A 22927-nucleotide genomic window follows, 5' to 3' on the forward strand; every position below is an offset into this window, starting at 1 on the left:
GACTCGCTGCGATCTCTCGTAGCGGGAGGCGAATCATACAGCACTCGAAGATGCTGTCAACTGCCTTTTTCACCGCTGCCGATCAGATGATCGAAGCCCTTCACGCTGCATCAAACTCACTTAACTCTTTGATTATCAAGGAGTTTTGCGTTCCGTTTGCTGCGGAAGTGGGGCGCATTATAAGGGGATCTGAGAGGCCGTCAACCTTTTATTTCACAAAATCTTAATCAGAATGAATGGCTTAGCCTGCGCATACCTCAAGAGCAGTTGCACCCGCCACCGGGATTTGCGCACTATATTGCGCAGATCACCTTTTCTTCTTATTAGGACAGTCTCCCCCAAATGAACACCCAGCCCCGCAGCCTGGCCGCTACGCTGTTCCCTATCGGCCTGCTGTTGATTGCCATGGCCTCCATCCAGTCCGGAGCATCACTGGCCAAGAGCATGTTTCCGGTTGTCGGCGCCCAGGGCACCACAACACTGCGCCTGATCTTTGCGAGCATCATCATGCTCGCGCTGCTGCGTCCGTGGCGCGCGAGGTTCAATGCCAGCACCCTGCGCAGCGTCATCATCTATGGGCTGGCCTTGGGCGGGATGAACTTCCTCTTCTATATGTCATTGCGCAGCGTTCCGCTAGGCATCGCCGTGGCACTGGAGTTTACCGGTCCGCTGGCAGTAGCGATCTTCGCTTCGCGCCGGGCCCTGGACTTTCTCTGGATCGCGCTCGCCATCGTCGGCCTGCTACTGCTCATCCCGACAGGCCAGACGGGAGCATCCCTCGACCTGACCGGCGCGGCCTACGCCTTGGGTGCCGGCGTCTGCTGGGCGCTCTACATTCTATATGGCCAGCGCGCCGGCGCGGAAAACGGCATTCAGACTGCGGCCCTGGGCGTATTGATCGCGGCGCTGTTCGTTGCTCCCATCGGCATCGCCCATGCCGGCAGCGCCTTGCTCACCCCTGCGCTGATTCCGGTCGCACTTGCGGTGGCAATCCTTTCTACCGCCCTGCCCTACAGCCTGGAAATGGTCGCACTGACGCGGATGCCCGCGCGAACCTTCGGCACACTGATGAGTATCGAGCCCGCATTCGGCGCATTGTCGGGGCTTTTGTTCCTTGGTGAAGTTCTCAGCCTGACCCAGTGGCTGGCGATCCTGGCAATCATTACAGCCTCGGTAGGGGCCACACTCTCGATGCGCAAGGAAAGCAGCCCTCCCGTAGCGGCTGACTGATTTGAGAAATACTTTCATTTGGAACAGCTTCAGCCTTGTACCTGTCTGCCAGGCTGTTTAAGCTGTCACGGCATCATCATCTTCAGACGATCTACTGAACCGGGCACGGAAGCAGGGGAATTTCAGGAAGAACGAGTCATCACTAGAAGGGCGGACACTACTCACCGCCCAGATAAGGACAGGAATGAAACGTATTTTTCTCATCCTGGCCATCTTGGCCATTGCTGGGTGTGCCGCTACAGCCAAGACCGAGGTGAAGCGGGGGAAGAAAGGCCTGCACATCAACTGCTCCGGCCTTTCATCATCCTGGGACAAGTGCTACGCCAATGCACAGGCGTCCTGCGGCAGCAAGGGGTACAAGGTGATCGCTCGCTCCAGCGACAGCGACGAAGAACCGGGCGACTACGTGTTCGGGATCAACCCCGCCGGCTACACCAGCCGAAGCATGATCGTCATCTGCAAATAAACGAAAGGGCAGCCTCAGGCTGCCCTTTCTCGTTCGAGTCGGTCGATCAGACCGGTTGCGTACGCAGTCTCAACCAAGTCAGTGCGTCGCCTTGCAACAGGGGCGCTAATCGCTCACGCACGGTCTCGTGATAACGGTTGAGCCATAGGCGCTCCGAAACATCGAGCAGCTCGGGCAGCAAGCACCGTGTGTCGATCGGGCAAAGCGTCAGGGTTTCAAAGGCCAGGAAGTCGCCAAAAGCGCTCCTGCCCGCCTCCCGATTGACTACGAGATTCTCGATTCGCACGCCCCAGGCTCCAGGTCTGTATGTGCCCGGCTCGATCGAACTGATCATCCCGACCTGCATGGCCGTCTGCGGCGTAGTTGCCGCCTGATAGGCAATGACCTGCGGCCCCTCGTGCACATTCATGAAGTAGCCCACGCCATGCCCGGTGCCATGGCCGTAGTCGACCTGATCGGCCCAGATCGGTGCCCGGGCGATGGCATCGAGCAACGGCGAAAGAATGCCCCGCGGGAAACTCGCCCGCGACAGCGCTATCACTCCCTTGAGCACCCGCGTGCAGTCATGTCTCTGCTCCAGGCTGGGTGTACCGATGGGCACCATCCGGGTAATGTCGGTGGTCCCGCCCAGGTACTGGCCGCCCGAGTCGATCAGCAGCAGGCCATTACCCTCGATCACCGCATGCGATTGCTCGGTGGCGCGGTAATGGGGCATGGCACCATTGGCGTTGAACGCCGCGATGGTCGAGAAGCTCAGCGAGACGAAGTCAGGACGCCGTGCACGTGCCGCGCTCAGTTGCTCATCGACCGTCAGTTCGGTGATGGTCTCGCGCCCAAGGTTCGCCTCGAACCAGGCGAAGAACTCGCACAAGGCTGCACCGTCCTGCTCCATCACCTGGCGAATATGAACCAGATCCGCCTCGCTCTTGCGCGACTTGCTCAGCGTGGTCGGATTGATGCCCTCGACCAGCACGACTCGCTCGTCGAGATTGTCCAGCAGGCCATGGGTGACACGCGCCGGATCGACCAGCAGGCGAGTGCCGCCAACGAGACCCGCAAGTGCCTGACCAACTTCCGCGTAGTCACGCACCTGGATACCGTCGGCAGCCAGTACTTGACGCAGATGGCTATTGATCTTGTCCTGACCGACGAAGAGCGTGGCTTGATCACGACTAATCAGGGCGAAGGAAACGAACACCGGGTTGTACGAAACATCACTACCACGCAGATTGAACAGCCAGGCGATGTCGTCCAGAGTAGCGATGAAATGCCAGTCAGCGCCCTTGCTGTCGAGGGCCTGACGCAGCTCAACGAGCTTCTGCGCGCGACTGGCCGTAGCCTGGGGAGGCAGGTGCTGATAGACGGGGTTGCCGGGCAAGGCCGGACGATCACTCCAGACCTCACCAAGCAGGTCCCGATCGGTCAACAGCCTCACATTGCGCGCGCTCAGGCGCTCTGCCAATTGACGGGAAGAGGCCAGCGCCATGACCGCACCATCAACTGCCACAGCACCGCCGCTGGCAACCTGCTCACCCAGCCAGTCCAATGCACCTGGCTGGCCCGGTAGCAGCTTCATCAGCTCGATGCCACTGCCCGCCAACTCCTTCTCTGCCTGCTCCCAATAGCGGCTATCGACCCACAACCCGGCGAACCCCGCGGCCACCACCAGCGTGCCGACCGAGCCCTGGAAGCCAGACAGCCATTGGCGCCCTTGCCAATGGCCGGGCAGATACTCGGACAAGTGTGGGTCGGCTGAGGGCACCAACAGGGCATCGATACCCTCCCTGACCATGACCTCGCGCACACGCGCCAGGCGTGCCGGTATGGATTTTTGAAGGGGGTTCAGACTGTTCATGCGCTCTCCTGCGATCACATCTTGGACGGTTCCAGATCGGGATAATGGAACACGCCGTCAGCGCCCGCAATCGGATCGTCCGCAACAGCCTTGCGATTGCCCGGACTGCCCCCTGCCAATCCCGCGAACAACAGGATTGGCCGCTAATGGCATGCAGTACTACGCCCCTTGATGAACCTGGGCCTCACCAACCTCGCAGTGCAAGCCGCCATCGAGGCCCCGCACCAGGCTACGCAGGGTCTGGTAGGCCGTGAAGTTGACGCCGCGCGCCTGGTGACGCTGCAACAGGTCGAGGAACGGCTCTTCGACGAAACAGGACGCGGCAGCCGCCCACTCCTGGCGCGATTGCCATTGCAGGTACTGCAGCACTCGGCTGCCATCGACACTGGCCTGAATGCTGACACCCAGCAGACCATCGCAACGGCTGGCGATCTCCTCGGCCCGCAGGACCAAAGCCTCGGCCAGGGCCTGTTGCCGAATCGCCGGCACTTCGTACTCGATCATCTGGGTAAACCATAGGGAATGGGGGGTGGCCGCCATGAACAGTCTCCTTGCTCGGGGTACTTGCAGCGTGATGGCGAGCAGGGTAAAACCTCGAGTTAAGTCAAGGTCAAGGAATATTTCGACATGCCCAGCCAGATTGTGGCGGCACCGGAGCGCCTGCTCAGCGTAGGCCAGTTGGCGGCGCGCAGCGGCGTCGCGGTGACCGCGCTGCACTTTTATGAAAGCAAGGGACTGATCCACAGCACCCGCAACAACGGCAACCAGCGCCGCTTCGAACGGGCCATGCTGCGCCGGGTAGCGGTGATCAAGATGGCGCAGCGCCTCGGGGTGCCGCTGGCACACGTCGCCGAGGCGCTCAATACACTGCCCAAAGGGCACACACCGACCGCCGAAGACTGGCAGCGGTTCTCCGCGCAATGGCGAGAAGACCTGACCCACCGCATCGAAGAACTGATGATGCTGCGCGACCAGCTGGATGGTTGTATCGGCTGCGGCTGTATGTCTTTGAAGGAATGTCCGCTGCGCAACCACCACGACCGTCTCGCCGAGCAAGGTCCTGGGCCTCACCCGCTAGGCGCGGACGCTCAGGCAACCACAGCGAAACGTCGCCGGTAGTCACTGGGTGTAAGGCCAGTGATGCGCTGGAACACCTTACGGAAGGCACCGGGGTCCTGGTAGCCCACGCCCCAGGCAATCTGGTCGACGCTGCGCCGGGTGAACTCCAGCAGGCGGCAGGCACGCCCTACCCGGACCTGCTGGCAGTATTGCGTAGGACGCAGCCCAGTCGCCGCGCGAAAGCGTCGCAGAAATGTGCGCTCTTCAAGCCCGGCACATCCGGCCATGCTTGCCAGATTGGCTTCTTGCGCGCCACTCCCCTGCAGCCAGTGCTGCACCTTCAGCACGGCTTCATCGCCGTGATCCAGCCTCGGCGCGAACAACGCACCGGGCAGCGGGGTCGGTACCGGATCGACCGCCAGGTAGCGGGCGGTCTCGCGCGCCAGAGTCGCACCAAGGAAACGCTCCAGCAGGCGCAGCCCAAGTTCGGTCCAGGCCATCAGGCCGGCCGACGTCATGATGTCACCGTCGTCCAGTACCGATACGCTGGCGTCGGCACGTACTTGGGGATAGCGCTCGACCAAGGTCTGGGCGTAGTTCCAGTGGGTGCTCGCCGAGCGCCCGTCCAGCAGGCCACTGGCCGCGATGAAGAACACGCCGATGCACACCGACGCGAGCACCGTGCCGCGTGCATGCCATTGGCACAAGTGCGCGCGGTGCCGCTCGAGCAGCGCAGGTGCAGGTGCCGGACCAAGACTGGGCGGCACTACCAATACCTTGAGATCATGGGGCACGCCCGGCAGGCTGTCGTAAACCTCGCAGAGTTCGCCGGCCTGATCCAGTTGCCAGTGGCTGACGCGGATCCGCAGCTGCTCCCCACCACCGAGTTCGCAGGCGACCCGACTGGCGACCGTGAACAGATCCGTCAATCCATGCACGGCGGCACGTTGCGCCTCGGGATAGACCAGCACGCCGATTTCCAGGCCTACGCCGATGTCAGTTTTTGCCTTCATTGTGTCGATCGCGCCAATCCTCATGTAGTTCGTTCAAGCCTATAACTATCGTCACACCACGACCACGCCCAAGGAGGCACGCGACATGAACAAACAGGCCCTGATTCTCATCGATATCCAGAACGATTACTTCCCCGGTGGCAAATGGACTCTCGATGGCGCCGTCGCGGCGGCCGACAACGCTGCCCGCCTGCTCGCCGCTGCCCGCAAGCGCGGCGACCTGGTCGTGCATGTGCGTCACGAGTTCGAATCAGCCGATGCGCCGTTCTTCGCCCCCGGCTCGCCAGGCGCCGAGATCCACGCCAAGGTGCTGCCGGTCAGCAACGAGCCGGTGGTACTCAAGCATCAGGTCAACGCGTTTCGCGACACCGAGCTCAAATCGCTGCTCGACAAGCATGAGGTGAAAGCACTGACCATCGTCGGCGCCATGAGCCACATGTGCATCGATTCGGCCACCCGCGCCGCCTCTGACTTCGGCTACCAGGTCTCGGTGGCGCACGACGCCTGCGCCACGCTGGCCCTGGAGTTCAATGGACAGACGGTGCCCGCATCGCATGTGCACGACTCGGCCATGGCAGCGCTGGCCTTCGCCTTTGCCACTGTCGAAAGTACCGACACGCTGCTGGCCAGGTAGGCGGGGGATTCAGATCACCACATTGCGCACGAAGCGCGTGGGCTGGTCGCCGTCGTTGCGGTAGGCATAGCGGCAGTCGCTGGGGAAGATGTGGAACTCCCCAGCGCGCAGGTGCAGTTCACCCCCTTCGATCAACAGCGTCAGGCAGCCCTCGGCCACATAGATCTGCTCGCTCCAACCCTCGGCGTCAGCCTCACTGGCATAGTGCTCGCCCGGTGCCAGGGTCCATTCCCAGAGCTCGACCTCGCGCCGCGCCGGGCTGCTACCCAGCAGCACTGCGCGGCTATCAGGCTGCTCGCCGGCCCAGGCCAGCTCGTTGATGCGTGCAGGATCGCGCTGCTCGGGCGCCTGGATCAGCGTACTGAACGCCACCCCCAGCGCTTCGGCGATCAGGTCGAGGGTGGTGAGGCTGACGTTCTTCTCGCCCGCCTCGATGGCGACCAGCATGCGCCGACTCACACCAGAGTGTTCAGCCAGAGCAGTCTGGCTAAGCCCTTTGTCGTTACGCAAGCGGCGAATGTTCTGACTGACGTGCTGCAGCACCGAAGCACGGTGCGAAGAATCTTTGTGCACTATATTGCTCACTGGTAGGGATTGCGCAGTATACTGCCCACTTTGCGGCGATTGTGCGCCGCCCCTTCCGAGTGCGCAAGACCATGACCCAAACCACCAGCAGCCAACGGCCGTCCGTATCCTTCCGCCTGAGCAAAGCCGAATGGGTGCTGGTGTTCATCACCATGCTCTGGGGCGGCACGTTCCTGATCGTGCACAACGTCATGGCCGTGAGCGGACCGATGTTCTTCGTCGGCCTGCGGTTTGCGGCAGCGGCATTTTTCGTCGGGTTGGTATCGGCGAGAGCGCTCTCGGGCCTGACGTTCACCGAGTTGAAAGCTGGCGTGGTGATCGGTGTATCGATCATGCTCGGCTATGGCTTGCAGACCATGGGCCTGCAAACCATCAGTAGCAGCCAATCGGCCTTCATCACGGCACTCTACGTGCCTTTTGTGCCGCTGCTGCAGTGGTTGGTGCTGGGGCGTCGGCCCGGCCTGATGCCAAGCATCGGCATTTGCCTGGCCTTCGTCGGACTGATGCTGCTGGCCGGCCCTGAGGGCGGTGCGCTGCATTTCAGCGAAGGCGAAATCGTGACCCTGGTCAGCGCCGTGGCCATCGCCGGCGAGATCATCCTGATCAGTCGTTATGCCGGCAAGGTCGACGTGCGCCGGGTCACCGTGGTGCAACTGGCAACTGCCTCGGCGCTATCATTCCTGATGATCGTTCCGACCCAGGAACGCATTCCGGACTTTTCCTGGCTGCTGTTGGCCAGTGCCCTTGGCCTGGGTGCCATGAGCGCGGTAATCCAGGTAGCGATGAACTGGGCGCAGAAATCCGTCTCGCCAACCCGCGCCACACTGATCTATGCCGGCGAACCCGTCTGGGCCGGCATCGTTGGCCGTATCGCAGGGGACCGCTTGCCAGGTGTGGCGCTTATTGGTGGCCTGCTGATCGTGATCGCCGTAGTCGTCAGCGAACTGAAGATTCGCCGCGATCGCGATCCCCTTCCAGAGCCGCAAGGCCTGACGCCAAGCGAAAGCGAGACAGGGCGTTGAACTCCTGATCAGCGGCTATGCTCTGAAAAAAACTGTTATAAAAAAACAGCTTGTCACAGCGCTTTTGTAGGATTCTGCCACAGCTTGCGTGTTGGTGATCACCAGCGTGGCACGTATGATCCATGGCAAACCTCTGTAGATTAGAACGCTATGTCTTTGATAGTGCTATTGCTTCTGCCCTTCATCGGCAGTTGCCTGGCAGCCGTGCTGCCGCACAATGCGCGTAACGCCGAGTCCATTCTCGCCGGGCTCGTGGCCTTGGTCGGCACTGTCCAGGTAGCGCTGCTGTACCCGCAGATCGCCCATGGCGGCGTGATCCGCGAAGAATTCCTCTGGCTGCCCAGCCTCGGGCTCAACCTCGTGCTGCGCATGGATGGCTTCGCCTGGCTGTTCTCGCTGCTAGTGCTGGGTATCGGTACGCTGGTGTCGCTGTATGCGCGCTACTATATGTCGCCCCAAGACCCCGTGCCCCGATTCTTCGCCTTCTTCCTGGCCTTCATGGGCGCAATGCTCGGGCTGGTGATTTCCGGCAACCTGATTCAGCTGGTGTTCTTCTGGGAGCTGACCAGCCTGTTCTCCTTCCTCCTCATCGGCTACTGGCACCACCGCAGCGATGCCCGCCGCGGTGCCTACATGGCGCTGATGGTCACGGGCGCAGGTGGCTTGTGCCTGCTGGTCGGCGCCTTGCTGCTCGGCCATGTGGTCGGCAGCTATGACCTGGACAAGGTCCTGGCCGCTGGCGAAACCGTCCGCCAGCACGCGCTCTATCCTGTGTTGCTACCGCTGATCCTGATCGGTGCCCTGAGCAAGAGTGCGCAATTTCCCTTCCAGTTCTGGCTACCGCATGCCATGGCTGCTCCCACGCCAGTCTCGGCCTATCTGCATTCGGCGACCATGGTCAAGGCCGGGGTATTCCTGCTGGCACGCCTATGGCCAACGCTGTCGGGCACCGAGGAGTGGTTCTGGATCGTCGGCGGGGCAGGCGCCTGTACCCTCCTGCTCGGTGCCTTCGCGGCGATGTTCCAGAATGACCTCAAGGGCTTGCTGGCCTATTCGACCATCAGCCACCTGGGCCTGATCACCCTGTTGCTGGGCCTGAACAGCCCGCTTGCAGCAGTTGCGGCGGTGTTCCACATTCTCAACCACGCCACGTTCAAGGCCTCGCTGTTCATGGCCGCCGGCATCATCGACCATGAAAGTGGCACCCGCGACATCCGCCGTCTCAGCGGACTGATACGCCTGGTGCCCTATACCGCCACCCTGGCCATGGTCGCCAGTGCCTCCATGGCCGGCGTGCCTCTGATGAACGGCTTCCTTTCCAAGGAAATGTTCTTCGCCGAAACCGTATTCATTACTTCCAGTGCCTGGGTCGAGGCCGCCTTGCCGGTGATCGCCACCCTCGCAGGCACGTTCAGTGTTGCCTACGCCCTACGCTTTACGGTCGACGTATTCTTCGGTCCGACCGCCCAGGACCTTCCGCATACACCGCACGAACCACCGCGCTGGATGCGCGCTCCGGTCGAGTTGCTGGTCCTGACCTGCCTTGTAGTTGGCATCTTCCCTGCCCAGTCGGTCGGCCCGCTGCTGGCTGCCGCAGCGTTGCCGGTGGTAGGCGGCACCCTGCCAGAATACAGCCTGGCCATCTGGCACGGCTGGAACGCGCCTTTGATCATGAGCCTGATCGCCATGTGCGGCGGCGTAGTGCTCTACCTGTTACTGCGCAAACAATTGCGCCTGGGCCGCTTCCCCTACCCGCCGCTGATCGAACGCTTCAATGGCAAGCGGCTGTTCGAGCATGGACTGGTACGCTTGATGCTGCTGGCCCGGCACCTAGAAGGGCTGTTGACCAGCCGCCGCTTGCAGACCCAGTTGTTCATGCTGGTCGTTGCCGCCTTCCTCGCCGGGCTGACGCCCATGCTGTACAGCGGCATAAGTTGGGGGGACCGCCCCAAGATCCCCGGGTCCGGTGTATTCGTCGCCATGTGGCTGATAGCAATTGCCTGCGCCATCGGCGCAGCCTGGCAGGCTAAGTACCACCGTCTGGCGGCGCTGATCATGGTCAGCGTCTGCGGCTTGATGACCTGCATCACCTTCGTCTGGTTCTCTGCTCCTGACCTTGCACTCACGCAGCTGGTGGTCGAAGTCGTCACCACGGTGCTGATCCTGCTGGGCCTGCGCTGGCTGCCGCGCCGAATCGAAGGTGTCTCGCCCCTGCCTGGTAGCCAGGAGCGTGCACGCCTGCGACGCCTGCGCGACCTGCTACTTGCAGTGCTGGTCGGCGGCGGTATGGCGCTGCTGTCGTACGCCATGCTGACGCGCCCCACGCCCAACGACATCTCATCGTTCTACCTGAGCCGCGCACTCCCCGAAGGCGGCGGCACCAACGTGGTCAATGTGATGTTGGTGGACTTCCGCGGCTTCGATACCTTGGGTGAAATCACTGTGCTGGTCGCAGTGGCGCTAACGGTCTTCGCCCTGCTGCGCCGCTTCCGCCCGCCGAAAGAAAGCATGCAGTTGCCGACACAGCAGCGCCAACTGGCGCCGGACGTGATCACCGACCTGGTCAACCCACGGCATGTGACCGACACCGCACTGGGTTTCATGATGGTGCCTGCGGTGCTGGTACGTCTGCTGCTGCCGATCGCCCTGCTGGTCTCGATGTACCTGTTCATGCGTGGCCACAACCAACCAGGCGGCGGCTTCGTCGCCGGGCTGGTGATGTCGGTGGCGTTCATCCTGCAGTACATGGTCGCGGGCACCCAGTGGGTCGAGGCTCAGATGAGCCTACGGCCGCTGCGCTGGATGGGCACCGGATTGCTGTGCGCCACGCTCACCGGCGCGGTCGCCATGTTGCTGGGTTATCCGTTCCTCACCACCCACACTGCGCACCTGCAGCTGCCGTTGCTCGGTGACATCCATGTCGCCAGCGCCTTGTTCTTCGATATCGGCGTGTACACCGTGGTTGTCGGCTCCACGCTCTTGATCCTGACCGCCCTGGCACACCAATCGGTACGTGCCTATCGCCCAGGCCATCCTAAATCCAGCCAGACAGGAGCCGCCTGATGGAAGAAGTCATCGCAGTCGCCATCGGCGTACTGGCCGCCTCCGGAGTCTGGCTGGTACTGCGCCCACGGACCTACCAGGTCATCATGGGCCTGTGCCTGCTCTCCTACGGCGTCAATTTGTTCATCTTCAGCATGGGTAGCCTGTTCATCGGCAAGGAGCCGATCATCAAGGACGGCGTCCCACAGGACCTGCTGAACTACACCGACCCGCTACCGCAGGCACTGGTGTTGACTGCCATCGTCATCAGCTTCGCCATGACTGCCCTGTTCCTGGTGGTCCTGCTGGCCTCGCGTGGCCTGACCGGCACCGACCATGTCGATGGCCGGGAGCGTGAGGAATGAGCTGGATGAATCAACTGATTGTCGCCCCGATCCTGCTACCACTGGTAACCGCTGCGATCATGCTGCTGATCGGCGAAAAGCACCGCCAGTTCAAGGCGCGCCTGAACCTGCTGTCGAGCCTGATCGGTTTGGGTATCGCCGTGACGCTGCTGATGTGGGTACGCGGCCAGGGCCAGGCCGAGTCCATCGGCGTCTACCTGCCCGGCAACTGGCCGGCGCCGTTCGGTATCGTGCTGGTACTCGATCACCTGTCCGCACTGCTGCTTACCCTGACCGGAGTCATCGGCGTCAGCGCCCTGCTGTTCGCCCGTGCCCGCTGGGACGGTGCCGGCGCCAGCTTCCACGCACTGTTCCAGATTCAGCTGATGGGCCTTTACGGCGCGTTCCTGACCGCCGATCTCTTCAACCTGTTCGTGTTCTTCGAGGTACTGCTGGCGGCGTCCTACGGTCTGTTGCTGCACGGTTCGGGACGCGCGCGGGTCAGGGCCGGGCTGCACTACATCGCCATCAACCTGTTCGCCTCGTCGCTGTTTCTGGTCGGCGCGGCCATGCTCTATGGCGTGACGGGCACACTGAACATGGCCGACCTGGCACTTAAGATCCCGCTGGTTGCAGAGGCCGATCGCGGCTTGCTGCACGCCGGAGCGGCGATCCTGGCCATGGCATTCCTGGTCAAGGCCGGTGTCTGGCCGCTGAACTTCTGGCTGGTGCCTGCCTACTCTTCGGCCAGCGCACCGGTCGCTGCACTGTTCGCCATCATGACCAAGGTCGGCCTGTACGCAGTGCTGCGTCTGTGGACGTTACTGTTCTCGGGCCAGGCAGGCGCCTCGGCGAATTTCGGTGGGGAATGGCTGGTGTATGGCGGCCTCGTCACCCTCGCGGTGGCTGCCGTCTCGATCCTCGCCGCCCAGCGCCTGGAGCGTCTCGCCGCGCTGAGCATCCTGGTCTCGGCTGGCACGTTGCTGGCCTCGGTCGGTTTTGGTCAGGCGGCCCTCACCGGCGCGGCACTGTTCTACCTCACCAGTTCCACCCTGGCCTTGTGCGCCTTGTTCCTGCTGGCCGAATTGATCGAGCGCTCGCGCTCGGCCAACGAAGCGCCCCTGGACGACGAAGAGGACGCCATCCCGCCGCCGCTCGAGTCCCTGCACCCACCCAAGGGCATCAACCTCGACGACGAGCAGAAGGCAGTGATCGGTCAGATCATTCCTTGGACCATGGCCTTCCTAGGCTTGAGCTTCATCGCCTGCGCACTGCTGATCATTGGCATGCCGCCGCTGTCCGGCTTCATCGGCAAGCTCAACCTGATCAGCGCACTGTTCAACCCGCAAGGCCTGGGCATGCCACCCGAGCAGCCCCTGTCAGCGGCGGGTTGGTGCCTGGTAGCCCTGTTGCTACTATCGGGCATGGCATCGCTGATCGCCTTCGGCCGCGTGGGCATCCAGCGCTTCTGGAAACCGGAGGAGCGGCCATCGCCATTGCTGCGCCGCTATGAATGCGTACCGATCGTGCTACTGCTGGGGTTGTGCATTGCCCTCAGCATCCAGGCCGAGCCGCTGCTGCGCTACACCCAGGACACCGCCGCTGGCCTGCAGGCACCCGACGCCTATATCCAAGCGGTGATGTCCACCCGCCCCGTGCCTGGGCCGACCACCATGACGCAGGTACAACCATGAACCGGCTGTTCCCCGCCCCGCTACTGTCACTGGCGCTGTTCGTGCTGTGGCTGGTGCTGAACCTTTCCGTCAGCCCTGGCAATCTGCTGCTTGGCGCCGCCCTCGGCATCCTTGCACCCGTGCTGATGGCGCCATTGCGCCCGCAACACGCCCATATCCGCCGCCCGCTGGTGATTGCACGCTTGATCGGCCGTGTGGGCCTGGATGTGATCCTCTCCAACCTGCAGGTTGCCCGAGGCGTGCTGCGAGGCAGCAGCCATCCACCACGTTCTGCCTTCGTGCATATCCCCCTGTCGCTGCGCGACGCCCATGGCCTGGCCGCCCTGTCGATGATCACCACAGTGGTGCCCGGCACGGTCTGGTCAGAGCTGGCCCTGGATCGCAGCATCCTGTTGCTGCATGTGTTCGACCTGGACGACGAAGCCGCCTTCATCGAACACTTCAAGCACACCTACGAACGCCCGCTGATGGAGATCTTCGAATGACTGGCCTGCTCGCCAACGCCATTCTCGCCAGCCTGTTCATCTTCATCATCGCCATGGCCCTGGCGCTGGTCAGGGTGTTCCGCGGCCCTTCGGCGCAGGACCGGGTCCTGGCGCTGGACTACCTGTACATCCTGGCCATGCTGATGATGCTGGTACTGGGCATCCGCTATGCCAGTGATACCTACTTCGAAGGCGCGATGCTGATCGCCCTGTTCGGTTTCGTCGGCTCCTTTGCCCTGGCCAAGTTCCTGCTGCGCGGAGAGGTGATCGAATGATCCAGACTGTCGAACTACCGTTCTGGCTGGAGCTTGCCACGGCCGTACTGCTGCTTACAGGCAGCCTGTTCGCTTTGGTCGGTGCAATCGGACTGGTGCGCCTGAAGGATTACTTCCAACGCATGCATCCCCCGGCACTGGCCTCGACCATCGGCGCCTGGTGCGTCAGCCTCGCCTCAATCCTGTACTTTTCCGGTCTCAAGCAGGGGCCGGTGCTGCATGCCTGGCTGATACCGATCCTGCTGTCGATTACCGTGCCGGTGACTACGCTGTTGCTCGCGCGGGCCGCCCTGTTCCGCAAACGCATGTCTGGAGAGCAGGTGCCGGATGAGGTCAGCAGCGGTGGCGACCGGGGCAACTGAGCGCCAGTCGGATCTGAATGGTCAACGCTGTCAGTGCTGGGTCAGGCGCTGCAGCTCGCGCCGCACCATGGCCACATAAGGAGGCGGGCCGAGCCGATAGAGCTCACCCGCTACCCAGGCCAGCCAGCCTTCTTTCAACTGTGCTCGATGGGCGATCAGGCGCTCGGCGTCCCGAATGGCTTGCGCCTTGTGACGCTGGTGAAACTCGGCGCGCCCCGCAGGCAACGCATCGTCGCCACTCATTCACTGGCCTTGAAAGTGGTCAGCTCGCCCTTGCGCCATTTGGCGACCTTGCCGGTCACCGCCTTGAGCAGTTTGCCCAGGCCTTCCGCCACCTGGGACTGGGCAGCGAACACAAGCATCACGCCCTGCCCGTCACGGAAGACAATGCCGTCGCCCTCGGGCACCGAGACGAACGCATAGTCACCCACCCCATATACATTGAACTTGATCTCGCGAAAACGAAGCTCGAGCTTGCCACCTTCGCGGCTGGGCAGGACGGCGGCACGGAAGTGATCCCCGACCTTCAGTTCCAGACGTTGCTTGTCATCGACAACCATCGCGTTGTCGGTATCGATCTCGGCCATGTAAAGGCCATCGGGGTTCTGCTCGGTGACGTAGATGAAACGGCCCTGAAAGAGCTTGACCAACTTGGCCCGCAAGTCGCCCAAAGCGAACAGGGCGTGGGTATCCAGAGTACTGACTGCCAATGAAGTGATCCTCGAACCGGTTGTTTCCCGCCGCCACACGAAGTCGTGAAGGCGTGACGCGGCGGCCATTTCAAAGTGATGTCTGAAAGGTTAGTGACACAATGCTTGAAGCGTCTGCGGGGCTCATCGATACGGCAAGTAGGATTTTTTACACTCGCACGCCAACAAAACCCCTGGAGAACACTCGGCATAGATCCCGCATGGGGAACAGTTTTGTCTGACAACAATGCCGCCAGAAAAGATGCAATAGATAAAGCCAGGCCCCTCGGCAGAATGGGTCCGATATTCGTCCATGCATTTACAGGGGAAAGAATATGCACGAAAACACCGAAATCCGTCGAGAGGTCTCGAACATTTCTTACATCCGACCTCTACGCAACGTCGCACGTTTCGTGGTAATTCCCGCCGGCGTCGCGTTCTTCCACATCACCGAGCGTACCACTGGCCGGGTCATGGGGTTTCGCCGCAGCCACCTGGCAGCCTGCGAGCTGGCGCGAAGCCTGGACCGCTAAGCCGCATATCCCTTCGCCAGTTGCTGCAACCAGGCGGCCTGGCACTCCAACGCTTCAGCCCGGCTGGCGAAGGCAGTACCACGACGCTCGCCATCGACCAACACCACCCAGCACGCCCGTTGCCCTCGGGCCCGCAGCATCGCAGGTACGCCGGAACCTATCATCACTGCCACATTGACCCGGGATTGCATCATTTCTCTCCACTTAATTAGCAAGCTAACTACATGGGTAGAATACGATCCTCCAAAGCCGAGAAAAAGCACTCGCCCGTAGAGCTGTATTGCATCAATCGCAACAAATCGACATGTTTTCAGCCCCTACGGAAACGCGAAAGGCCCCGCGGATTGCTCCGCAGGGCCTTGCGCCGAGTGTGTCCGTTCAGATCTGCCGCTGGTGGCGGTCGAGCTGCTCGTGACGCTCCTGGGCTTCGATGCAGTATTTGGTGGTCGGGCTGATCAGCAAGCGTTGCAGCCCAATCGGCTCGCCGCTGTCATCGCACCAGCCAAAGCTCTCGTCAGCAATACGGCCCAGGGCCATCTCCAGCTGCGGCAGCAGGCGCTGATCGCGCTCGATGGCATTGACCAGCCAATGACGCTCTTCTTCGACCGAGGCCACGTCGGCCGGATCAGAAGGCGTGTCCAAGCTTTCGATGGTGGCGCGGCTCAGCTCGATGCGCTCATGGGTCTCGACTTTCATCGCTTGCAGCAGCGCGCTAAAGAACCCGAGCTGATCGGCATTCATGTAGTCATCGGCCGACATGGCCAGCAACTGTTCCTTGGTCATCGATTTCTCTATGAAAAAATGTGCATTTGGGCGATTCGGGTGCCACCGGCGATGGCTCGCAGGCAACGGAATTCTTCAAGCGCCAACCGGCACTCTTTTACAGGGGGCGGCAGTCTAAGGTGCGCGGCCCCGTGGGGCAACAGAAATGACAGAGGAATCTGCCGAATCGGACGGATTACCCCAGGATCATACCCGGGGGTGGGCACCAGCACGGATGGCAACGCACGCCCCGATAATATGCAGCAACAGCGCCATGCTGTCAGCCTGCAGCTGCAACGCCGAACGCCCCGCTCCAGGTAGTGACAAGCTACCTCTACCCCACCTGTCGACGATGATCATCTGGGGTTCCCCTTCATAAAGGAACCTCGGCCATGAGCCTTTCTAGCCCCCACCCACAGGTCGGTGACCTGGATTGCGAGATTGCCAAGCACTTCCAGACAAGACCCTCGCTTCAGGATGTAGCCAGTCGTATGCTCAAGCAGCAATGGCTGGCCTGCAAACTGGATCCCTCACTCGATCCTGCGACCTTGTCCATTCGCAGCACAGGCAAGGCCGGTACAGCCCCCTACCAGCACTCCCTGACCAGCATGCTGATACAGCGCCACATCCTCAAGACGACCCTCAACCTCACACCACTGCAAGACACACTGGTCCAAACTCAGCCAGGCCTTGACGACAAGACACTGGAAACCCCACTGCACCCGATCGAGGCCCTGATCAACGAAACCGCACCGTTTCTACTAAAGGAATATCGCCAGGCGCTGACTGACTATTGGGTGGATGCAGACAAACATGACGGCAAGTCGCCCTGGCAATGGTGCAGCCAATACCTGCGTGAGCGCTACAAAAAAGCACTGGACGAGCACCGCAAGGAGCAGTGGATGGACGACAGGACGCTGGCGGTTGCCCAACAACTGCTGGACGGCACCTCGGATACTCAGGATCCCGTTCTGCACAACGTGCGCCTGGATATGCTGGACAATTGGCAACTCGACCCGGACCTTGCCAGTGCCTTGTTGATCGAAAGCCCGGCCTCTGAAGATAAAGAGGCGGTCACCTTGCTGTTCACCACCAGTGGTCGATTACTGCAGTATCAAAGCCGTAACGCGATGCTGGCCCGGGCCAGGCGGCGTCTACCCGCCGTATTACCGCCTGCACTGAAAATGATGCGCCTGATCGGAATCCCCGGTCGACCGTTCGACAACCAGGCCAGCGGCCTGTTACAGCAACAGTTGCATGGCTCACTCACTGTCACTTCGATACCCGACCGACTTCAACGCCCCAACGAACTCGCACTGGCGCTCGACCGCATCACCTCGATGCTGAGCCTATGCGGTATCGACGACACTGCAGCCCATGACCGCCTGGCCGCGGAGTTGCCGGTGTGGTTACGCAACGCACAACCGGAGCAACTGCAGCGCTATGCCCTGGTACTGACCGATATCGCACAGACCTACGAAGGCGCCGGCAGGAAGGGCTGGCTGGACGGTATTCTCGACGCACAGGCATTTGCCTATGCCAAGCTTTACCAATGCATCCTGAAAAACCATCCCGATTTCGACCTTGACCTCAAGCAACTGCGCGTCGCGAACCATCAGGTCACTGCCGTCGCAATACCCGGGGCAGGTTCCCTGGTAACCAGTGGCAGCATTCACGTCGAACGATTCGATCTCGCGCAATTGGCCATTGCCAACCTGGGCCTGCTGCAACCTGGCAAAGTGGTGGTCGAATCCATCGATGGCAGTGACGTGCCGGCATGGTTCGACGAATCCTACCTACGCGCACTGATCACCCAGGCGGACATCGCAAAGCACTACCCGCAAATGCTGCGCGCCAAGTTGCTCGAGGACCCGCAAGCCGCACAGCGTCGCACAGCGCTGCTGCGCAAACAGTTGCGCAGCCAGTTGCCGCTGCTGGTCATGGACCTGAACCTGCGCGGCCTGACCTCGGGCCCCGACCTCTCCAGAGAGATCGCCGAAGTGTTTGCCACCCCGCCGACCCAGTCGGCTCAGTGGTACCTTCGACCCTTCGCGTTGCTGTCGAGCCTCGATGCCAGCCCTGATCCTGTGAGCAATACCTGGCTGATCGAGCAGAATGCCTACAATGGGGGCCCATGCCTGCTCTATCGCCCGCTGCTGGCCACCCCCCTGTCGTACTTCCAGGACCGCATGGCGCTGTTCGAGGCGCTCGCCACACCTGGCGACCTGCAGGACGACATCCTGCAACGGCTCCCGGAACAGGCGCGCAAGGTATACGCCTACGGCGGTTTTCGCGAACCGCACCTGTTTCATCCAGGAGAGGACGATTGGGCGGTGCCGTTCGGCAAGCCCGCCCCTGCGTCGCTGTCGATCGAACCACCCTGCCCAGACCCCGCATCAGCGCTGTACAAGGCCTGCGTAGAGGAAACCATTGCGCAATTCAGCAGCCATGCGCAAAGCAGCGAACAGGCACGTTGGGCACGCTGGCAGACACTGGGTTGGCTGCTGCTCAATACGGTACTGCCTTTCGCGCCCGAATCCGTGGCTACTGCGGGCTGGATCGTGCAGATGGAAACCACTTTCCTCCAGGCAACCAGCGACCGGCCACAGGACACCAGTGACCGTGCCGCCAGCCTGGTGGAACTGTTGCTGAACCTCGCCACACTGCTGTTCGCCCATGCTCGTCGAAGGATCGACCTACAACGACCGCTGGAGCCCCCTATCGTCGACCCGCTGGCCACGCCCAACCGCGATCAGTTGCCGACGCTGGTAAACGGGAGCGCCGATCCTCTGGCCGATTTCTCCTGGAGCAATCCTTTGTTCAAGCTCGACAGTGCCCAGCGTCAGTCGCTGCTGGCGCTGCGGGCGCCCTATGAGATCGACGAACTGGGGCCTCCGATACCTCAGGGTGCATTGCAGGGCCTGTTCCTGCATGACGCACGCACCTGGGTCTCACTCGGCGGCAGTGTCTACGAGGTACAACTGGATCCTGTCGCACAGCGTCAGCGCATCATCGACACCGCCAACCCGGACAAGCTGGGCCCCTGGATTCGCCGCGAGGAGGATGGCCGCTGGGGATTGGACCTGCGTCTGCACCTCAAGGGTGGCATGCCCCTGGGCAAGCGAATCACACAGCTCAGGGCCGAGAACGCAAAGGCCCTGGCAACGCTGAACGCGACAATCATCGAGGAACGCGCGCAATCTCAAAGCCGTCAGCAGATGCTGGTCGATGCAGTGAAGGAAGTCGGGGGCAAGGAGGATGAAGCGTCGTTGCATAAGTACCTGGGGACCGCCAAGGAATGCTCGACGTTCTGGGAGCAACACCTGGAGCACCTCAGACAACGCAACGAGCGCGCAGTACTGGAGAAGTACAAGATCCGCCGAGCGTTTGCCCTCAGCCAGCATGTGCGCTGCGAACAGGAGGTCTTCCGTGCACTGAATCGCTTGCATGAACCACTGCGCGCTCGGATGCTCGAAATGTACGATCGGCAGAACAGTGGCCATGAGATAACCCCTGCAGAGGCCACCACCCTTACCGAATGCATTGAGAAGATACTGTTGCTGCTGGACCAGATGGTAGAGCACGGCTCCCTGCTCACCGAGCAAAGAGCACAACTCGAAAAGCTGCGCAGCGAACACCAGACCGAGATTAGTGGCTACATCGAGGTGGTGGACAAAGGTGGCATCAAGCCTGCCTCTAACCTGGTACTGCGCTGGATGCGTATCGAGGCCTGCACCAACCGCCTGACCATGCTCCAGCAACTGGATGAGGAAGGCTCCTTCTGGATGAAGCGCGCCTGGAACAACCTGCAGATGAGCATCACCCAGCACCTGCAACTGGCCAGGTTGAAGAGCCCTGGAGAGGAAGTTATCGCCAGGGTTCTGCACAGCATCACCGGCCAGCTCAGAACGGCTCGGCGACAACTGAACAATCTGATCAGCCATATGGACCCAGAGCGCAGCCATGATGAATTAAAGCGCATGGAGCAGGATTTCGATGCGTTCACGAACGACGTGACCAAGGAGGCCGACGAGCTGCCTGAGTTCATCCCGGTCAGCACGGTCCAGCAACTGCGAGCGCAACTGCCCGGGCTGATCGAGACACAGGAGCATGGCATCCTGCTAGGTACAGTACGTGAAGGCAATCCGAACATCGTCGACATCCCCACCCCCGCAAGTGAGACACCCTCTCGCAGCTACACACTCCAGGACGATCGCTGGGTCGAGCTGGAAGTAGCAGCGCGCGAGGCAGCACCTGTTCCGGCACAACCGCCCAAGCTCAAGCGCCTGCTCAAGAACGGCAAGTCGTGCATGGCTGCGGCACGCAAGGAGCTGGTACACCTCGGCAAGTCATACTCGAACGACTACCTGCCGGTAGAGATAGAGGAAATTCTCACGGACCATCGCGCCAGCCTCGACAGCGCCCGCGAGGCCATAGAACGCCGTCTCACTGCGGACAATGCCACCGATGAGGCCAGCGCAGACAGCGACGCGGCGATCGTCATCAAGGAGATCGAGGACCTTGCGGCACAGCTCACGACCGAAAGCCTCAGGCTGCGTACCAAAGCGGCACTCAAGCAAAAACCGCGCATGGGTGAGCTGCAATTCCTGATCAAGCAGAACCAGGTGACGATCAGCCCTGTTGGCACGCGCAAAGCCCTGACCAAGGTCAAGGGCAGGCCTGCTGATTTCCTCGACGAATATGTCGTGCAGCACGACGAGCAGGCGATCTGGTACGCCCACTTTCACTATCGCTCGAAAACCGCCGCCAAGGTGGATTTCGTTGCCGGCCATCTGAAGCTGGCCAGTCAACGCTTTGCCCAGGGCAAGACGGTCACCAGCCCGCAGACGCTGAATCAGGAAGAGGTGTACCGCAGCCCGATCTCGTTGGCCGACGCGAAAAAATACTTCTTCACGGACTGAAACAGCGGGGCAGCGCCCTGGCGCTGCCCCTCGACCTCAACAGCCCTTGAACTGCGCCTCGCGCTTGGCGATGAACGCTGCCATACCTTCCTTCTGATCTTCCGTGGAAAACGCCGCGTGGAACACGCGACGTTCGAACCGCACACCCTCGCTCAGGCTCACCTCGAAAGCACGATTGACGCTTTCCTTGACCATCATGCTCACCGGGATCGACTTGCTGGCGATGGTCGCCGCCACCTTCAGCGCCTCTTCCAGCAGCTCGGCCTGGGGCACCACGCGCGCCACCAGCCCTGCCCGCTCGGCCTCCTCTGCGCCCATCAGACGGCCAGTCAGGCACAGCTCCATGGCCTTGGCCTTGCCCACGGCGCGGGTCAGGCGCTGGGTTCCGCCCATGCCCGGCAGCACGCCGAGGTTGATCTCCGGCTGGCCAAACTTGGCGTTGTCCCCGGCGAGAATGAAGTCGCACATCATCGCCAGTTCGCAGCCACCGCCCAGGGCAAAACCCGACACCGCGGCGATGATCGGTTTGCGCCGATTGGCGATGCGGTCGGCGTCGCTGAACAGGTCGTCGACATAGATCTGCGGGTACTTGAGCTCGGCCATCTCCTTGATGTCGGCGCCCGCGGCGAAGGCCTTGGCAGAACCGGTCAGGACCACGCAACCGATGTTCGGATCACGCTCGAGCTGATCCAGGGCCTGGTTGATCTCGGCCACAATCTGCGCGTTCAGGGCATTGAGCGCCTGGGGACGGTTGAGGGTGATCAGGCCGACCTTGCCATGGATGTCCAGCAGGATTGTTTCGAATGCCATGCAAGCTGCTCCTTCAAAAATTGCGCGCAATGACCATGCGCTGAATGTCACTGGTGCCTTCGTAGATCTGGCAAACCCGCACATCGCGATAGATGCGCTCCAGCGGGAAGTCCTTCAGATAGCCATATCCGCCGAGCGTCTGCAAGGCATCCGAACAGACCTTTTCGGCCATTTCCGAGGCGAAAAGCTTGGCCATCGACGCTTCCACCAATGCCGGGCGCCCGGCATCGCGCAGGGCTGCCGCATGCAGCACCATCTGCCTGGCCACGGCGATGCGCGTGGCCATGTCGGCCAGACGGAAGGCCACGGCCTGGTGCTCGACCAGTACCTTGCCGAAGCTCTGGCGCTCCTTGGCGTAGTCACGCGCGACCTCGAACGCCGCACGGGCCATGCCGACGGCCTGCGAAGCGATGCCGATACGTCCGCCCTCGAGGTTGGCCAAAGCGATCTTGTAGCCCTGCCCCTCTTCACCCAGGCGATTGGCCACCGGCACCCGCACATCATCGAAGACGATCTGGCAGGTGTCGGAGGCGTGCTGGCCGAGTTTTTCTTCAACCCGCACCACCTGATAGCCCGGCGTGTCGGTGGGCACGATGAACGCACTGATCCCGCGCTTACCCGCCTCGGGATCGGTGACCGCGAAGACGATCACCACCCCGGCGTTCTGGCCGGAAGTGATGAACTGCTTGCTGCCATTGAGCACGTAGTGATCGCCCTCCAGGCGCGCACGCGTCTTCAGGCAGCTGGCATCGGAGCCCGCCTGGGGCTCGGTGAGGGCGAAGGCACCGAGCATCGCGCCGCTGGCCAACGGCACCAGGTAACGTTGCTTCTGCGCTTCGGTGCCGAACTTCAGGATCGGCACGCAACCCACCGAGTTGTGCACGCTCATGATGGTCGAGCAGGCCCCGTCGCCGGCGGCGATCTCTTCCAGGGCCATGGCGTAGGCGACATAGCCGGTGTCGCTGCCACCATACTGCTCCGGCACCAGCATCCCGAACAGGCCAAGCCCGGCCATCTCATCGATGGCCTCGCGCGGGAAGCGATGCGCCTTGTCCCATTGCTCGGCAAACGGCTTGAGGCGCTCCTGGGCGAAGTCCTTCACCGCATCGGCGATCTGTTGTTGCTCGTCAGTTACCAGCATGGCT

23 protein-coding genes are annotated in these 22927 nt (G+C 61.8%); 13 read left to right on the forward strand and 10 right to left on the reverse strand.

Going from position 1 to position 22927, the window contains the following annotated elements:
* Positions 1 to 342 precede the first annotated feature (342 nt).
* Entirely contained in the window at positions 343 to 1230 is an 888-nt protein-coding gene (rhtA, locus tag AC2CGW_RS00005) for a threonine/homoserine exporter RhtA (protein ID WP_186666133.1), read from the forward strand.
* A 184-nt stretch (positions 1231 to 1414) separates the two neighbouring features.
* Positions 1415 to 1696, forward strand: coding sequence for a hypothetical protein (locus AC2CGW_RS00010; RefSeq protein WP_054894309.1), 282 nt, complete (start codon positions 1415 to 1417; stop codon positions 1694 to 1696).
* Between the two features lie 46 nt (positions 1697 to 1742).
* Here the strand turns inward: AC2CGW_RS00010 and AC2CGW_RS00015 are convergent, their stop codons facing one another.
* Positions 1743 to 3551: an aminopeptidase P family protein gene (locus AC2CGW_RS00015; RefSeq protein WP_186666135.1), complete on the reverse strand. Its 1809-nt coding sequence runs from the start codon at positions 3549 to 3551 to the stop codon at positions 1743 to 1745.
* A gap of 159 nt (positions 3552 to 3710) precedes the next feature.
* Positions 3711 to 4091 (reverse strand): antibiotic biosynthesis monooxygenase, encoded by a 381-nt coding sequence (locus tag AC2CGW_RS00020; RefSeq protein WP_186666137.1) that lies wholly within the window; start codon positions 4089 to 4091, stop codon positions 3711 to 3713.
* Positions 4092 to 4178: 87 nt separating this feature from the next.
* Here AC2CGW_RS00020 and soxR point away from each other — a divergent pair, with 87 nt between their 5' ends.
* Complete coding sequence (gene soxR, locus AC2CGW_RS00025) at positions 4179 to 4670, forward strand: redox-sensitive transcriptional activator SoxR (RefSeq protein WP_186666139.1); 492 nt, start codon at positions 4179 to 4181, stop codon at positions 4668 to 4670.
* Here soxR and AC2CGW_RS00030 read toward each other — a convergent pair.
* On the reverse strand, positions 4640 to 5623 hold the full coding sequence (locus tag AC2CGW_RS00030; protein WP_288375941.1) for a GlxA family transcriptional regulator: 984 nt from the start codon (positions 5621 to 5623) through the stop codon (positions 4640 to 4642). The two genes, soxR and AC2CGW_RS00030, sit on opposite strands and share 31 nt — an antisense overlap.
* An 85-nt stretch (positions 5624 to 5708) precedes the next feature.
* On the opposite strand from AC2CGW_RS00030, the gene AC2CGW_RS00035 reads away from it, so the two are divergent.
* A complete protein-coding gene (locus tag AC2CGW_RS00035; protein ID WP_484573341.1) occupies positions 5709 to 6257 on the forward strand; it encodes a cysteine hydrolase family protein in 549 nt (182 codons plus the stop codon).
* A gap of 9 nt (positions 6258 to 6266) precedes the next feature.
* On the opposite strand, the gene AC2CGW_RS00040 is transcribed toward AC2CGW_RS00035, so the two are convergent.
* Positions 6267 to 6830: a helix-turn-helix domain-containing protein gene (locus AC2CGW_RS00040; RefSeq protein ID WP_186666142.1), complete on the reverse strand. Its 564-nt coding sequence runs from the start codon at positions 6828 to 6830 to the stop codon at positions 6267 to 6269.
* 83 nt (positions 6831 to 6913) lie between these two features.
* Between AC2CGW_RS00040 and AC2CGW_RS00045 the strand changes: the two genes are divergently transcribed.
* The 7 genes from AC2CGW_RS00045 (at position 6914) to AC2CGW_RS00075 (ending at position 14066) form a co-directional block, all read left to right on the forward strand.
* Positions 6914 to 7864 (forward strand): DMT family transporter, encoded by a 951-nt coding sequence (locus AC2CGW_RS00045; RefSeq protein WP_186708042.1) that lies wholly within the window; start codon positions 6914 to 6916, stop codon positions 7862 to 7864.
* Positions 7865 to 8014: 150 nt separating this feature from the next.
* Positions 8015 to 10927 carry a monovalent cation/H+ antiporter subunit A gene (locus AC2CGW_RS00050; protein WP_484573342.1) on the forward strand — a complete coding sequence of 971 codons (2913 nt, stop codon included), beginning with the start codon at positions 8015 to 8017 and terminating at the stop codon, positions 10925 to 10927.
* Complete coding sequence (locus AC2CGW_RS00055) at positions 10927 to 11271, forward strand: Na+/H+ antiporter subunit C (RefSeq protein WP_186666145.1); 345 nt, start codon at positions 10927 to 10929, stop codon at positions 11269 to 11271. Before AC2CGW_RS00050 ends, AC2CGW_RS00055 begins: the two co-directional genes overlap by 1 nt.
* Positions 11268 to 12944 (forward strand): monovalent cation/H+ antiporter subunit D, encoded by a 1677-nt coding sequence (locus tag AC2CGW_RS00060; RefSeq protein WP_186666146.1) that lies wholly within the window; start codon positions 11268 to 11270, stop codon positions 12942 to 12944. Before AC2CGW_RS00055 ends, AC2CGW_RS00060 begins: the two co-directional genes overlap by 4 nt.
* Positions 12941 to 13429 carry a Na+/H+ antiporter subunit E gene (locus tag AC2CGW_RS00065; RefSeq protein ID WP_484573343.1) on the forward strand — a complete coding sequence of 163 codons (489 nt, stop codon included), beginning with the start codon at positions 12941 to 12943 and terminating at the stop codon, positions 13427 to 13429. The genes AC2CGW_RS00060 and AC2CGW_RS00065 overlap by 4 nt, the downstream gene beginning before the upstream one ends.
* Positions 13426 to 13704, forward strand: a complete 279-nt coding sequence (locus AC2CGW_RS00070) for a K+/H+ antiporter subunit F (protein WP_054894322.1) — start codon at positions 13426 to 13428, stop codon at positions 13702 to 13704. Before AC2CGW_RS00065 ends, AC2CGW_RS00070 begins: the two co-directional genes overlap by 4 nt.
* Positions 13701 to 14066 carry a Na+/H+ antiporter subunit G gene (locus AC2CGW_RS00075; protein WP_186666148.1) on the forward strand — a complete coding sequence of 122 codons (366 nt, stop codon included), beginning with the start codon at positions 13701 to 13703 and terminating at the stop codon, positions 14064 to 14066. The genes AC2CGW_RS00070 and AC2CGW_RS00075 overlap by 4 nt, the downstream gene beginning before the upstream one ends.
* A 30-nt stretch (positions 14067 to 14096) precedes the next feature.
* On the opposite strand, the gene AC2CGW_RS00080 is transcribed toward AC2CGW_RS00075, so the two are convergent.
* The gene (locus tag AC2CGW_RS00080; protein ID WP_186666149.1) at positions 14097 to 14309 is read right to left on the reverse strand and encodes a hypothetical protein; all 213 of its coding nucleotides are present in this window, start codon (positions 14307 to 14309) and stop codon (positions 14097 to 14099) included.
* Entirely contained in the window at positions 14306 to 14776 is a 471-nt protein-coding gene (locus AC2CGW_RS00085) for a hypothetical protein (RefSeq protein ID WP_186666150.1), read from the reverse strand. The genes AC2CGW_RS00080 and AC2CGW_RS00085 overlap by 4 nt, the downstream gene beginning before the upstream one ends.
* 314 nt (positions 14777 to 15090) lie before the next feature.
* Between AC2CGW_RS00085 and AC2CGW_RS00090 the strand changes: the two genes are divergently transcribed.
* A complete protein-coding gene (locus AC2CGW_RS00090) occupies positions 15091 to 15288 on the forward strand; it encodes a hypothetical protein (RefSeq protein WP_186666683.1) in 198 nt (65 codons plus the stop codon).
* Here the strand turns inward: AC2CGW_RS00090 and AC2CGW_RS00095 are convergent.
* Together AC2CGW_RS00095 and AC2CGW_RS00100 are read right to left on the reverse strand one after the other, a co-directional pair.
* Positions 15285 to 15479, reverse strand: a complete 195-nt coding sequence (locus AC2CGW_RS00095; RefSeq protein ID WP_186666663.1) for a hypothetical protein — start codon at positions 15477 to 15479, stop codon at positions 15285 to 15287. The genes AC2CGW_RS00090 and AC2CGW_RS00095 overlap by 4 nt on opposite strands.
* Before the next feature lie 187 nt (positions 15480 to 15666).
* Positions 15667 to 16071: a TraR/DksA family transcriptional regulator gene (locus AC2CGW_RS00100; RefSeq protein ID WP_186666151.1), complete on the reverse strand. Its 405-nt coding sequence runs from the start codon at positions 16069 to 16071 to the stop codon at positions 15667 to 15669.
* 371 nt (positions 16072 to 16442) lie between these two features.
* On the opposite strand from AC2CGW_RS00100, the gene AC2CGW_RS00105 reads away from it, so the two are divergent.
* On the forward strand, positions 16443 to 20972 hold the full coding sequence (locus AC2CGW_RS00105) for a hypothetical protein (RefSeq protein WP_484573344.1): 4530 nt from the start codon (positions 16443 to 16445) through the stop codon (positions 20970 to 20972).
* Between the two features lie 36 nt (positions 20973 to 21008).
* Here the strand turns inward: AC2CGW_RS00105 and AC2CGW_RS00110 are convergent, their stop codons facing one another.
* Positions 21009 to 21782, reverse strand: a complete 774-nt coding sequence (locus AC2CGW_RS00110) for an enoyl-CoA hydratase (RefSeq protein ID WP_484573345.1) — start codon at positions 21780 to 21782, stop codon at positions 21009 to 21011.
* A 13-nt stretch (positions 21783 to 21795) separates the two neighbouring features.
* Positions 21796 to 22923, reverse strand: a complete 1128-nt coding sequence (locus tag AC2CGW_RS00115; protein WP_484573346.1) for an acyl-CoA dehydrogenase — start codon at positions 22921 to 22923, stop codon at positions 21796 to 21798.
* Positions 22924 to 22927 lie beyond the last annotated feature (4 nt).

This window comes from Pseudomonas sp. SYWMCR5 (genome assembly GCF_057197165.1).

Coding starts and splice junctions, on each gene's coding strand:
- rhtA (WP_186666133.1), top strand. CDS start 343: ATGAACACCCAGCCCCGCAGCCTGGCCGCTACGCTGTTCCCTATCGGC.
- AC2CGW_RS00010 (WP_054894309.1), top strand. CDS start 1,415: ATGAAACGTATTTTTCTCATCCTGGCCATCTTGGCCATTGCTGGGTGT.
- AC2CGW_RS00015 (WP_186666135.1), bottom strand. CDS start 3,551: ATGAACAGTCTGAACCCCCTTCAAAAATCCATACCGGCACGCCTGGCG.
- AC2CGW_RS00020 (WP_186666137.1), bottom strand. CDS start 4,091: ATGGCGGCCACCCCCCATTCCCTATGGTTTACCCAGATGATCGAGTAC.
- soxR (WP_186666139.1), top strand. CDS start 4,179: ATGCCCAGCCAGATTGTGGCGGCACCGGAGCGCCTGCTCAGCGTAGGC.
- AC2CGW_RS00030 (WP_288375941.1), bottom strand. CDS start 5,623: ATGAAGGCAAAAACTGACATCGGCGTAGGCCTGGAAATCGGCGTGCTG.
- AC2CGW_RS00035 (WP_484573341.1), top strand. CDS start 5,709: ATGAACAAACAGGCCCTGATTCTCATCGATATCCAGAACGATTACTTC.
- AC2CGW_RS00045 (WP_186708042.1), top strand. CDS start 6,914: ATGACCCAAACCACCAGCAGCCAACGGCCGTCCGTATCCTTCCGCCTG.
- AC2CGW_RS00050 (WP_484573342.1), top strand. CDS start 8,015: ATGTCTTTGATAGTGCTATTGCTTCTGCCCTTCATCGGCAGTTGCCTG.
- AC2CGW_RS00055 (WP_186666145.1), top strand. CDS start 10,927: ATGGAAGAAGTCATCGCAGTCGCCATCGGCGTACTGGCCGCCTCCGGA.
- AC2CGW_RS00060 (WP_186666146.1), top strand. CDS start 11,268: ATGAGCTGGATGAATCAACTGATTGTCGCCCCGATCCTGCTACCACTG.
- AC2CGW_RS00065 (WP_484573343.1), top strand. CDS start 12,941: ATGAACCGGCTGTTCCCCGCCCCGCTACTGTCACTGGCGCTGTTCGTG.
- AC2CGW_RS00070 (WP_054894322.1), top strand. CDS start 13,426: ATGACTGGCCTGCTCGCCAACGCCATTCTCGCCAGCCTGTTCATCTTC.
- AC2CGW_RS00075 (WP_186666148.1), top strand. CDS start 13,701: ATGATCCAGACTGTCGAACTACCGTTCTGGCTGGAGCTTGCCACGGCC.
- AC2CGW_RS00080 (WP_186666149.1), bottom strand. CDS start 14,309: ATGAGTGGCGACGATGCGTTGCCTGCGGGGCGCGCCGAGTTTCACCAG.
- AC2CGW_RS00090 (WP_186666683.1), top strand. CDS start 15,091: ATGCACGAAAACACCGAAATCCGTCGAGAGGTCTCGAACATTTCTTAC.
- AC2CGW_RS00095 (WP_186666663.1), bottom strand. CDS start 15,479: ATGCAATCCCGGGTCAATGTGGCAGTGATGATAGGTTCCGGCGTACCT.
- AC2CGW_RS00100 (WP_186666151.1), bottom strand. CDS start 16,071: ATGACCAAGGAACAGTTGCTGGCCATGTCGGCCGATGACTACATGAAT.
- AC2CGW_RS00105 (WP_484573344.1), top strand. CDS start 16,443: ATGAGCCTTTCTAGCCCCCACCCACAGGTCGGTGACCTGGATTGCGAG.
- AC2CGW_RS00110 (WP_484573345.1), bottom strand. CDS start 21,782: ATGGCATTCGAAACAATCCTGCTGGACATCCATGGCAAGGTCGGCCTG.
- AC2CGW_RS00115 (WP_484573346.1), bottom strand. CDS start 22,923: ATGCTGGTAACTGACGAGCAACAACAGATCGCCGATGCGGTGAAGGAC.